The organism is Bradyrhizobium sp. AC87j1, from assembly GCF_002936975.1.
Classification (GTDB): Bacteria; Pseudomonadota; Alphaproteobacteria; order Rhizobiales; family Xanthobacteraceae; genus Bradyrhizobium; species Bradyrhizobium shewense.
The window spans coordinates 41593-53732 of the sequence record NZ_PTFE01000015.1 but is presented as its reverse complement, the minus strand read 5'-3'; the positions used below and the strand labels follow the sequence as shown (position 1 = coordinate 53732).

Below are 12140 nucleotides of genomic sequence, written 5' to 3'. Positions count from 1 at the left end.
GGGGAGAAACCATGAAAGCCGCCTTGGCCCTGGCCGCAGCGCTCGCTGCCGCCTGCCTGTCCACATCCGTCTCCGCGCAAAAATCCTACGGTCCCGGCGTCAGCGACACCGAGATCAAGATCGGCAACACCATGCCCTATAGCGGGCCGGCCTCGCCCCTCAGCATCACGGGCAGGGTCATTGCGGCCTATTTCGACGAGGTCAACGAGAAGGGAGGGGTTGCCGGCCGCAAGCTCAATTTGATCTCGCTGGACGACGCGTTCTCGCCGCCGAAGACCATGGAGGCGGCGCGGCGGCTGGTCGAAGGCGACGGCGTCGCCTTCATCTTCGCGACCATGGGCACGGCGCCGAGTTCGGCGATCGCAAAATACCTCAACAGCAACAAGGTGCCGCAGCTGTTTTTGATCAGCTCGGCCTCGAAGTGGAACGATCCGGCCAACATGCCCTGGTCGATGGCGCTGCCCTGGGCGCCGAACTACACCAGCGAGGCCGCGATCGACGTCGCCTATGCCCGCGCCAAGAACCCGAATGCGCGCTTCGCCGTGCTCTATCAGAACGACGATGCCGGCAAGGAATATCTGCGCGGCGTCAAGGAGGCGCTCGGCGCCGACGCCGACAAGGCGATCGCGATGGCCTCGAGCTTCGAGGTCGCGGATCCCACCGTCGATTCCCAAGTGCTGACGCTGGCGAACACCAAGGCCGACGTCTTCATGATCTATTCGGTGACGCCGCGCGCCTGCGCGCAGGCGATCCGCAAGGCCCACGAGGTCGGCTGGCAGCCCACGCGCTTCCTCGCTAGCGGCTGCGCCAACAAGGCTACCGTGATGGTCCCTGCGGGCCTCGAGGCCGGCAAAGGTGTGCTCTCGCTCGGCGCGCTCAAGCCGTTCGTCGAAGCGCCGAAGAACGATCCGGCGATGACGGCCTATATCGATTTCATGAAGAAGCGCCTGCCCAATGCTGACGTCAACAACGTCGCCGGCCTCTACGGCTACACCGTCGCCGAGGCGCTGGTGGTGCTGCTGAAGCAGTGCAAGGACAATCTGACGCGCGAGAACATCATGGCGCAGGCGGCGAACCTGAAGAGCGTGCCGTTGTCGCTGCTGATGCCCGGCATCACGCTCAACACTACGCCGCAGGATTTTCGCCCGATCAAGGATGGCTATATGCTGCAGTTCGACGGCAACGACTGGGTGGTCGCGAGCGAATTGCTGAAAGGGACGTGAGGGCGAGCGAGGAGGCGGTGCACCCTCTCCCCCTGTGGGAGAGGGTGGATGCGCGAAGCGCAGCCGGGTGAGGGGTCTCTCTCCTCACGAACGGTGTTGCCGGCGGAGAGAACCCCTCATCCGGCGCTTCGCGCCACCTTCTCCCACAAGGGGAGAAGGGAAGAAGGAGACCCACCATGGACTTTCAACATTCCGCCTGTTCGCTGGAGCTCCAGGAGCGCGTCCGGCAGTTCATGCGGACACATGTCGAGCCGGTCGAGGAGCTCTATTACGAGCAGGTGAAGCCCGAGGCCGTGCGCTACAAGACGCCGCCTGTGCTGCAGGAGCTGAAGCGGCTGGCGCGGGAGCAGGGGCTCTGGAATCTGTTTCTCTCCGGCGAGCACGGCCCGGGTCTGACCAATCTCGACTATGCGCCGGTGAAGGAGATCATGGGCCGCATCCTCTGGGCGCCCGAGGTCTTCAACTGCTCCGCGCCCGATGTCGGCAACATGGAGGTGCTGGCGAATTACGGCACGCCTGCACAGCAGGAGCGCTGGCTGAAACCGCTGCTGGAGGGGCGTATCCGCTCGGGTTTCTCGATGACCGAGCCGCAGGTCGCCTCCAGCGACGCCACCAACATCCAGTGCGCCATCAAGCGCGACGGGGACGATTACGTCATCAACGGCCGGAAGTGGTTCACCTCAGGCGCGATGAACGAGGATTGCGAGATCCTGATCGTGATGGGCAAGACCGCGCCCGACGATCCCGACCGCCACCGCCAGCAATCCATGATCCTGGTGCCCAGGAATACGCCGGGCGTGCGCATCGTCCGCGATATGTTGACCTATGGCTATGACGACGCCCCGGTCGGCCACCCCGAGATCGTCTACGAGAACGTCCGCGTGCCCGCGGAAAACATGCTGCTCGGCGAGGGCCGCGGCTTCGAGATCGCGCAGGGGCGGCTCGGGCCCGGCCGCATCCACCATTGCATGCGGCTGATCGGCTGCGCCCAGCGCGCGCTCGAATTGATGTGCCAGCGCGCCGTCTCCCGTGTGGCCTTCGGCAGGCCGCTCGCCGAGCAGGGCTCGGTGCGCGAGGACATCGCAAACTCGTTCTGCGAGATCGCGCAGGCGCGGCTCCTGACGCTGCAAGCCGCCGACAAGATGGACCGCGAAGGCAACAAGGCCGCGCGCGACCTGATCGCCGCGGCCAAGATCGTGGTGCCCAGCATGGCCGCCCGCGTCATCGACCGCGCGATCCAGATCCACGGCGCCGCCGGCGTCTCGCAGGATACGTTCCTGGCGCGTGCTTACGTCTACGCCCGCTTCATCCGCATCGGCGACGGCCCGGACCAGGTGCATCTGGCCGCTGTCGGCAAGGAGCTGATCAAGCGCGGCGGGGTGTTGGGATAGATCACCGGCGCTTGATCTGTTGATGTGCGGCTTTGCGCTATTTGCAAACGCGGCGGATGCCGTCCTGACCGATATAGGTGCCCGTTGCCGCATCGTAGGAGCGATAACGCTCCGCGCAGGAACGTGAGGCGGCGCCGTCCATGCGGGCCAGGGCGTTGTCCGCGCCTTGCGCAGGCGCTGCGCCATCCGGCAGCTCGAGACCCAGCCTGCCTGCGGGCGTCAGCGTACCATCCAGGTTGCGATTGGGGTTCTCGGCCTCGTACGTATCGGGATGGCTGCCTGCAAAGCCGGATTGGGCGTAGGCGGTACCTGCGGTCAGGCCCGACAACACGGCGACGGCAGCGAGAATCTTGAGTCCGTTCATGGTCGATCTCCATCATCAGCCGGCGCAGCACGCTGCCGGTGCGCTCAGATGTGGATCGACATAGCCCGCCGACAAGCTCGCGTGATGCCATAAGCGCGAGTTGGCGCAACAGTGTCGTTCAAATACGGAAAGCATCGTTTGTTTGCGGAACGCGAAGGTGGGCGCACGACCGCCGCGCCGAAGCCGCCGAGGCAAACTAGCCGCGTCTTCCTCGCGTTTCGCGATGGCGGAGCGCGTCGACGATCACCTTGAATGCAGCCGAGTTCTGCCGCGAGGTCGGATAATAGATATAGTAGCCGTCGAATTTCGGCGACCAGTCGTCGAGCACGATGACGAGCTCACCGGATCGGACGTGCCGTGTCACCATGTCCTCGGGGACATAGGCGATGCCGAAACCTTTGACGGCGGCGTCGATCATCGCCCGGGAATCGTTGAAGGTGACTTGTCCCTCGACGCGCACCCGGAGGTCGGGACCGTTCCTGGCGAACTCCCACACGTAATGGCCGCCTGCGGCCGCGCGCCGCTTGATGCAGACGTGCTTCAGCAGGTCCTGCGGATGTCTTGGTTTCGGATGTTCCTTCAGATAGGCAGGCGAGGCGACCGCGACGAGCCGCCAGTCCTGACCGATGCGCACCGCGATCATGTCCTTCTCGACGCTCTCGCCGAGGCGGATGCCCGCATCGAAACCGTCTTCGACGATGTTACGGAAGGCCGTGTCGAGGCTGAACTCGACCTTGAGGTCGGGGTATTTCTTCAGGACGGGCGACAGCTTCGGCCAGACGACCGTGTCCAGCGCATGGTCCGAGAGCGTAATCCGGATCGTGCCCGACGGCTTGTCACGCAGCGACATCAGCGCGGCGATATCGCGCTCGATCTCTTCGATGCGGGGCGCAACTGATTTTTGAAGGCGCTCGCCCGCCTCGGTCAGGCCGACGCTTCGGGTCGTGCGCGTGAGCAGCCGCAGCCCCATCTGCGATTCCAGGCGCTTGATCGTATGGCTGAGCGTCGATTGCACCACGCCCAGTTTCGCTGCGGCCTTCGTGAAGCTGCGCTCGCGGGCGACGGCCACGAAAGCCAGTAAATCGTTGAAATCCTGGCTTGCCATGGCCGCCACTATTCATGGCCCGTATCGATTAATGCAAGCAAATTATATCGACTAATCGGCCGCCGCCCGGGACCCTAGATGATGTCGTAAACGCGCGGGCTGGGCTTCGCACCCCGCGGTCGCGTGGAGCGGGGTCTTTGCGCTGTCGCTTTGTGCCTCGACGCGATGCGCGGCCTGTGTGTCGGCGAGTCCGGCTTGTGACTCGAAGGAGAAAAGCAATGAAAGCGACAATCCTCTACGGACCCGGCGATGTCCGTTACGAAACCGTCGACGATCCCAAAATCGTCCGCCCGACCGACGCCATCATCAAGCTGTCGGCGACGTGCATCTGCGGCTCCGACCTCTGGCCGTATCGCGGCCTGCAGCCGAGTGACGGCCCCGCACATATGGGTCACGAATATTGCGGCGTGGTCGTCGAGATCGGCAGTGAGGTGCGGACCGTCAGGCCCGGCCAGTTCGTCGTTGGTTCGTTCTGCCTGTCGGACAATACTTGCCCGCACTGCAAGTTCGGCTTTCAATCGTCATGCGAAAAGCGCGAATTCATGTCGGGCGCGCAGGCGCCCTACGCCCGCGTTCCCCTTGCGGATGGCACGCTTGTCGCGACCAGGGAAGTGCCGGGCAGCGATCTCATCCCGCATCTGCTCGCGACCTCCGACGTGCTCGGGACCGGCTGGTACGCGGCCGACGCTGCGAATGTGAAGCAGGGCTCCGTGGTCGCGGTAGTCGGTGACGGTGCGGTGGGCCTCATGGGCGTGCTTGCGGCGAAAGAGATGGGTGCATCGCGCATCATCGCCATGAGCCGCCACAAGACGCGGCAGGATCTGGCCAAAGCGTTCGGCGCGACCGATATCGTCGTCGAGCGCGGCGCAGAAGGCATCGCGCGCGTCAAGGACCTGACGCAAGGCATCGGCGCCGATTCGGTGCTCGAATGTGTCGGCACCCAGGAAGCGATGTCGCAAGCCCTCGAATGCGCGCGTCCCGGCGGCAGCATCGGCTATGTCGGTGTTCCCCACGGTGTGACGTTCGACGGCCAGGCCTTGTTCTTCGGCCAGCGGCGCATGATGGGCGGTCCTGCCCCGGTGCGGCGGTTCCTGCCCGATCTCATGGACCGCGTCCTCAATGGACGCATACAGCCGGGCAGGGTGTTCGACCTCACGCTGCCGATCGACCAGGTCGCCGAAGGTTACAAGGCGATGGACCAGCGCCGCGCGATCAAGACGCTGCTGACGGTGTGACGGCGGGCAGGGTGCTGTCTATCGGGGCGGCTTTGCAGCTCCCGATCGGCAGCCCGACGAGTCTATTGATAAAGGAGATCGTGACATGAACATTTCATTCGAAGGCAAGGTCGCCTTGGTGACCGGCGCAGCTTCCGGTCTCGGCCTCGCGGCCGCGAAAGCTTTTGCGGAATCGGGGGCGTCTGTCGCGCTAGCCGACTGGAACGAGAATGCGGCGCGCGCTGCCGCCGACGAACTCAATGCTCGAGGTCACAAGGCGATCGGCATCCGTTGCAATGTGGCCGATGATGCCGAGGTCGAAGCCATGGTCTCAAGGACGGTCGAGACTTTCGGTCGGCTCGATGCCGCCTACAACAACGCCGGCGTCCAGAATGTGCTCGCGGAGACAGCCGACACCACCCGCGAGGATTATGACCGTGTCATGGGGATCAATCTGCAGGGCGTATGGAGCTGCATGAAGTTCGAATTGCAGCAGATGCGCAAGCAGGCCAGCGGCGCCATCGTCAATTGCTCGTCTCTCGGTGGTCTTGTCGGAGGTGCGGAACGCGGGATCTATCACGCCGCCAAGCACGGCATCCATGGGTTCACCAAGAGCGCGGCGCTCGAATATGGAACGCGCGGCATCCGCGTCAATGCCATTTGCCCGGGATTGATATGGACGCCGATGGTGGACCAGATGGTGACCGACGGGCAAGGCGATGCGCTCAAGGCCATGGAAAAAAGCATTCCGATGGGGCGTGTCGGGCGTCCCGAGGAGATCGCGAATGCAGTTCTGTGGCTATGCAGCGATGCTGCGAGCTATGTGACCGGCCAGTCCATCTCGGTCGACGGTGGCTTCGTCATGCGTTGATCGACATGTCGAGCCGCTGAGCGCGTCAGATCGCGGGCCGAAGCGGTTTGAACGCGGCGCGCAGCTCCGCGGAAAAAAGCTCGGGCTGCTCCCAAGCCGCAAAATGACCGCCTTTGTCGACCTCATGGAAGTAGGTCAGGTTGCGATAGGCGCGCCGGGCCCACGTCTCCGGGGCTTGATAGCTCTCGCCGGGAAAGACAGTGATGGCCACCGGGAGCGAGATCTCCGCGGTCTTCTCGGGGGCGGCGAGAGCGGGACTGCGCCCGCTGTATTCCCAGTAAAGTCGCGCCGATGAAACCGCGCTGTTTGTCAGCCAGTAGAGCGTGATGTCGTCCAGCACCTCGTCGCGAGACTTCTCGGGGTCGGTGCCATCGTAATTCCAATGCGAGAAGCCTGGATGACCGAGCATCCAGGCCGCCAGTCCCGCGGGAGAATCCGTCAAGCCGTAGCCGACCGTCTGCGGCCTTGTTCCCATCATCACCGCATACGATCGGTTGCCCATCCTGGCCGCCGCGCTGAATGCGTCAAACGCCGTGCGTTCCTTCTCGGACAGTCCCGCCGGGGCCGGCCCGCCGGCGGCGAGGATCGCGGCGATCTCGGGCGGCACGATCGCCGGCAAGTTGATGTGAATGCCGAGCAGGCCTGACGGCGCCAGTCGCGCCATCGCGCTGGAGACGGGCGAACCCCAGTCGCCGCCCTGGGCGACGTAATGGGTGTAACCAAGTCGCTTCATGAGTTCTGCCCAGATGCGCGCGGTGTGCTCAGGACCCCAGCCGGTATCGAGCGGCTTGCCTGAGAATCCGTAGCCGGGCATCGAGGGGATCACCACGTCGAACGCGTCCTCAGGCCGCCCGCCATGGGCCGTTGGATCCGTGAGCGGATCGATCACCTTGAGCTGCTCGAAGACCGATCCCGGCCAGCCGTGGGTGATGATGACAGGGAGCGCATTGGGGTGCCTGGAGCGCACGTGAATGAAATGAATGTCGATCCCGTCGATCGTCGTGACGAATTGGGGAAGCGCGTTCATCTTTGCTTCGATCTTCCGCCAGTCGTAGCCCGTGCCCCAATAGCGCACGAGCGTCTGGAGCTTCGCCAGCGGGATGCCCTGGGACTGATCGGAAACGGTCTCGCGGTCAGGCCAGCGTGTCGCCAGCACGCGGCGGCGAAGCTCGACGAGATCGGCTTCGGGGACATCGATGCGGAAGGGGCGAATTGCGCTCTCGCCGGCAGCCGATGCATTGTGCGCGGGAAACACGCTCGCGGAAACCGCTGCTGCAATTCCAAGCACGGCGGTGCTCAGAAGCGCGCGCCGATCTCTGTCAATGATGATCCCGGAATCGGATGACGAATTGGATGATACCAGCATGGGATGGCCTCCTGGCTTCGGGCGATCGGTGCCTGCGGGGCAGGATAGTCCTTTGTCTGTCCCTGCAATATGGCCTGGAAGCTCGCCAATGGCTCGTTAGGCGTTGTTAAATGCTGTGAGCTGTCGCGAACGCTCGGCGTGGCGAAGCGAGACAAGTTCAGCATGGCTGTCCATGTCCGCTCACAAGGGCAGGGCGGACGGGGATAATGGCGGCACCCGGCGGTAGCGGCGCTGGGAACCATCCCAGTCGTATTACGTTTCTGTTAGTTGTGGAGGCCCCTCATGAGTAACGAGTGGAATAGCCACCGCACCTCAGTCGTTCTTTTCGCTGCTGCGGTGATCGTCGCAATACTCGCGGCGTTCGTCACGACGCTTGATCGGGTCGACACGAGGACGGCGAGCAACGAGACGCCGCCCGGTACGATGGGCCTTGCAAGGCCGCATCCGCCACTGGACCGAGCACCAGGCCAGCCGGTACTTGGCAACAATGAGTTGCCGCATAGCGCGCCTGCCCGATGACCGAATTGTCCCTTGGTCGGGCAGCTCGCGCGGCGGAGACGCACAATGGACCGCTCGCTATTTCTCGCCAGGCTGATGGGGCCAACATTTGTCGCGATCGCGCTCGGCATACTGATCAACCTCGGCATGTACCAAAGCATGATCGTGGAGGCGCTCCACACGGGCATCCTGTTCTATTTGTCCGGCTTGCTGTCGTTGCTTGCGGGCCTCGCGATCATCAATCTGCACAATAGATGGCAGGCGGACTGGCGCTCGATCATCACAGTAATGGGCTGGCTGATGACCCTCGGCGGCATCATGCGTATCGTCTTGCCGCAGGTCGCGGTGGCGATCGGTTCGACCGTCTACAGCGGCCGGGCCGCTACCGTCGTGGTAGCGCTGATAACTGGCGCCATAGGTGCTTTCCTCAGCTTCAATGGTTACGTCCGGCGCGCCTGAGGGCGCGGCGAACGGGACGCGCCCCGGGTGGGGCTACTAGGATCCCGAGCAGACCGCCATCGCCATGATGACATCATGCCGGTGTCTTGCCCGACGAGTCAAATTTATTTCGCAAAATCAGAATGATTTCGCGACGGCAGCTAAGCCATTGATTCAGCTGTCCCCGGCTACTGTGCATGGGGTTGTTTTTCAGTTTTTTGTCGGAGCGACCCCACCGAAGGCCCTGCAGCGGTGGACGCGCCGTTACCCCGCCTTGGCGATGCGGCCGTCCGCCGACCCTGTGCGCAGGTTCTGGAAGAACTTCTCCACTTCGCGCGACAGCGTTTCTGCCGTCTCGGTCAGGCTGCCCGCCGCCGTCAACACCGAGGATGCGGCGGTATCGGTCTCGCCGATCGCATCGCGCAGCGAGGTGATGTTGGCGACCAGCGTCTCGTTGCCCTGCGCCGCGCTTTGCGCGTTGGACGAGATCTCGCGCGTGGCGGCGTCCTGCTGGCCGATGGCGCCCGCGATCGCCGAGGTGACCTCGTTGATCTCGCGCACCGCGCCGCCGATCTCGCGCACCGCCTCGACCGCGTTGCGCGTCGAGGCCTGGATCATCGAGACGTTTTCGCTGATCTCGGCGGTGGCCTTGGCGGTCTGGCCCGCGAGCGCCTTCACTTCATGAGCGACCACGGCAAAGCCGCGGCCGGCGTCGCCGGCGCGCGCGGCCTCGATGGTCGCGTTCAGCGCCAGCAGATTGGTCTGCTCGGCGATCGCCTGGATCAGATTGAGCACGCCGTCGATGCGCTGCGTCGCCGCGGCCAGGCTCTCGATCTCCGAGATCGACTTCTCGGTGCGCTGGCCGGTCTGCTCGACCGCGCCGGCGCTCTGCCGCACCTGGCGGCCGATCTCCACCACCGAGGCCGACAGTTCCTCGGCCGCGCCCGCCACCGCCGTGACGTTGTGCGAGGCCTGCTCGGTGGCGTTCGCCGCCGTGCCGGCGCGGCTGTTCGCATCCGCAGTGACGCGCGTGATGGTCTGCGCGGTCTCGCGCATGGTAGAGGCGTTGTCGCTGAGGCCGCGCATGATCGCGCCGATCGCCCCGCGAAACTCCTCGACGGATTGTTCGATGTGGCGCGCGCGCTCCTCGCGCGCGGCGGAGCCCTGCGAGACCTGCGAGGCGAGGTTGCGGTTTCGACCCATGGCGTCCTGGAAGACCTGGATCGCGCGCGCCAGTGCGCCGATCTCGTCGGCGCGGTCGGAGTGCGGCACCACGACATCCTCAGTGCCGTCGGCGACCTGCTTGATGGTCGCGGTGATCGCGGCGAGCGGCCGGGCGACCGAGCGGGCGATGATGACGATGCCGATCACGACCAGGGCCAGCGCCACGCCGCCCAGGCACGTCAGGACGAAGGAGAGGGTGCGATTGGTCTCCGTCTCACGCGCGATCTGTTTGGCGCGCTCGGCATAGACCTTGGACAGCGCCTCGAGATCCTTGTTCAGCGCCGAGCGCACGGTGCGGTTGGCATCGTTGTCGCCCCATTCGCGGCCCGCGGCCGCATTGATCTCGACGCCGCGGCGCACCAGCTCCTTGCGGAACTCGACGAACTGCTCGATGCGCTTCTTGAAGGTGGCGAACTGCTCGGCATCGTCGGCTTTGACGATGGTCTCCCAGCGCTTCACGACATCGAGGATCTGGGCGTTGAACTTGAGCAGGCCCTCGCCGTATTTCTTCACCACGGCGGGCTCGGTCGACATGTAGACGCCGCGCGATTCCATCACAACCGCATAGACCAGCGAGTTGACGCGCTCGACGTTCAGCGCGGCGGCGTTCGCCGTCTCGATCGCGCTGGTCAGGTCGGCGCCGCGGCGGCTGTTGTAGTCGGACAGCATCGCGATCGCGGCCGTCAGCAGCGCGAACAGCGCGAAGATCGCATAGAGCTTGGTGGCAAGCGTGAAACGGCCGGCCAGCTTGGCGGCATTCCCAGATCGGTCTGATGTCATGGTGTTTAGGGGCCCGGAATGGCCTGAAGCGGCCGGTGAGCGGGGTGGTTTGAATTTGATGCAAAACTATGCAGAACGAAGATGGATGCGGCGTTAACACGGCCGTTGGCTGCCTCCGTCCTTGGTCGTAGGAAAGGCAAGTTATTTCAGCGTCTTGATCCGAAGGTAGAGTTTCAGGATAGTCTAGGTCGGCCACCGGCCGACGCACCCCGGAGAGACCCTTGGTCTACCGCCATACAATCGACGCCACGACCCACACCTTCGCGGACCTGCGCGACCTCCTTGCCAGGGCGACGCCGCCGCGCTCCGGCGACCGGCTGGCCGGGATCGCCGCCGACACCGCCGAGCAAATGATCGCGGCGCGGATGGCGCTCGCCGACGTCCCGCTCGGCCAATTCCTGCAGGAAGCCGTGATCCCCTACGAGGCCGACGAGGTCACCCGCCTCGTCATCGACAGCCATGACGCGAAGGCCTTCGCGCCGGTGGCGTCCCTGACGGTCGGCGGCTTCCGCGATTGGCTGCTGTCGGATGCCGCAACGCCCGACATCCTGCGCAAGCTGGCGGGCGGCATCACGCCGGAGATGGCAGCCGCAGTGTCGAAGCTGATGCGCAATCAGGATCTGATTCTGGCGGCGCGGAAATGCGAGGTCACCACCGCCTTCCGCAACACCATCGGCCTGAAAGGGCGGATGAGCACGCGGCTGCAGCCCAACCATCCGTTCGACGATGCCAGGGGCATCACCGCCTCGATCCTCGACGGCATCCTGCTAGGTGCCGGCGATGCCTGCATCGGCATCAATCCCGCCAGCGACGATCCGGCCGTCATCGCGCAATTGCTGCGACTGCTCGACGAGATCATCACGCGGCTGAAGATCCCGACGCAAGCTTGCGTGCTGACCCATGTCACGACGACGCTGTCGCTGATCGGGCAGGGCGTGCCGGTCGACCTCGTCTTCCAGTCGGTCGCCGGCACCGAGGCCGCCAATCGCAGTTTCGGCATCGACCTTGCGCTCCTGAAGGAGGCGCAGCAGGCCGGGTTGTCGCAGGGGCGCGGCACGGTCGGGCAGAACGTGATGTATTTCGAGACCGGCCAGGGCTCGGCGCTGTCGGCGGGCGCCCATCACGGCGTCGACCAGCAGACCTGCGAGGCGCGCGCCTATGCGGTCGCCCGCGCCTTTGCCCCGCTGCTGGTCAACAGCGTGGTCGGCTTCATCGGCCCGGAATATCTCTATGACGGCAAGGAAATCATCCGCGCCGGGCTGGAGGATCATTTCTGCGGCAAATTGCTCGGCCTGCCGCTCGGGATCGACATCTGCTACACCAACCACGCCGAGGCGGACCAGGACGACATGGACAATCTGCTGACGCTGCTCGCAGCCGCCGGCGTCACCTTCATCATGGGTGTCCCCGGCGCCGACGACGTCATGTTGAACTACCAGTCGACGTCTTTTCACGACGCGCTCTATGTCCGGGACGTCTTCGGTCTGCGCCGCGCGCCGGAATTCGACGACTGGCTGGTGCAGGCAGGGATTACGGGCGCCGATTTCCGTCTTGCCGGCGATGCAGGCCTGCTGCCCGATTTTGCCTCGCGGCTGATCGCCTGAGGCTGGAAGCTCCCTAAGGCCTTCAGGAAACCATTGGTCCCTCTCCGAATTATGGTTGTGCC

10 protein-coding genes are annotated in these 12140 nt (G+C 64.6%); 6 read left to right on the top strand and 4 right to left on the bottom strand.

Annotated elements, in window-relative coordinates; genetic code table 11:
- Window positions 1–11: 11 nt before the first annotated feature.
- Together CV770_RS10985 and CV770_RS10980 are read left to right on the top strand one after the other, a co-directional pair.
- Window positions 12–1223, top strand: coding sequence for an ABC transporter substrate-binding protein (locus tag CV770_RS10985; protein WP_018315678.1), 1212 nt, complete (start codon window positions 12–14; stop codon window positions 1221–1223).
- Window positions 1224–1399: 176 nt separating this feature from the next.
- Window positions 1400–2614 carry an acyl-CoA dehydrogenase family protein gene (locus CV770_RS10980; RefSeq protein WP_104462340.1) on the top strand — a complete coding sequence of 405 codons (1215 nt, stop codon included), beginning with the start codon at window positions 1400–1402 and terminating at the stop codon, window positions 2612–2614.
- Window positions 2615–2651: 37 nt separating this feature from the next.
- Here the strand turns inward: CV770_RS10980 and CV770_RS10975 are convergent, their stop codons facing one another.
- Entirely contained in the window at window positions 2652–2978 is a 327-nt protein-coding gene (locus tag CV770_RS10975; protein WP_104462339.1) for a BA14K family protein, read from the bottom strand.
- 196 nt (window positions 2979–3174) lie between these two features.
- Window positions 3175–4083 (bottom strand): LysR family transcriptional regulator, encoded by a 909-nt coding sequence (locus CV770_RS10970; protein WP_104462338.1) that lies wholly within the window; start codon window positions 4081–4083, stop codon window positions 3175–3177.
- 218 nt (window positions 4084–4301) lie between these two features.
- Between CV770_RS10970 and CV770_RS10965 the strand changes: the two genes are divergently transcribed.
- The gene (locus CV770_RS10965) at window positions 4302–5318 is read left to right on the top strand and encodes a zinc-dependent alcohol dehydrogenase family protein (protein ID WP_104462337.1); all 1017 of its coding nucleotides are present in this window, start codon (window positions 4302–4304) and stop codon (window positions 5316–5318) included.
- Between the two features lie 85 nt (window positions 5319–5403).
- Window positions 5404–6168 carry an SDR family NAD(P)-dependent oxidoreductase gene (locus CV770_RS10960; protein ID WP_104462336.1) on the top strand — a complete coding sequence of 255 codons (765 nt, stop codon included), beginning with the start codon at window positions 5404–5406 and terminating at the stop codon, window positions 6166–6168.
- A gap of 25 nt (window positions 6169–6193) precedes the next feature.
- On the opposite strand, the gene CV770_RS10955 is transcribed toward CV770_RS10960, so the two are convergent.
- A complete protein-coding gene (locus CV770_RS10955) occupies window positions 6194–7534 on the bottom strand; it encodes an epoxide hydrolase family protein (RefSeq protein ID WP_104462335.1) in 1341 nt (446 codons plus the stop codon).
- 564 nt (window positions 7535–8098) lie between these two features.
- Here CV770_RS10955 and CV770_RS10945 point away from each other — a divergent pair.
- The gene (locus tag CV770_RS10945) at window positions 8099–8491 is read left to right on the top strand and encodes a hypothetical protein (protein WP_018315684.1); all 393 of its coding nucleotides are present in this window, start codon (window positions 8099–8101) and stop codon (window positions 8489–8491) included.
- A 243-nt stretch (window positions 8492–8734) separates the two neighbouring features.
- Here the strand turns inward: CV770_RS10945 and CV770_RS10940 are convergent, their stop codons facing one another.
- Window positions 8735–10474 (bottom strand): methyl-accepting chemotaxis protein, encoded by a 1740-nt coding sequence (locus CV770_RS10940; protein WP_104462333.1) that lies wholly within the window; start codon window positions 10472–10474, stop codon window positions 8735–8737.
- Window positions 10475–10695: 221 nt separating this feature from the next.
- On the opposite strand from CV770_RS10940, the gene CV770_RS10935 reads away from it, so the two are divergent.
- Entirely contained in the window at window positions 10696–12078 is a 1383-nt protein-coding gene (locus CV770_RS10935; protein WP_104462332.1) for an ethanolamine ammonia-lyase subunit EutB, read from the top strand.
- The last annotated feature ends 62 nt before the right edge of the window (window positions 12079–12140 follow it).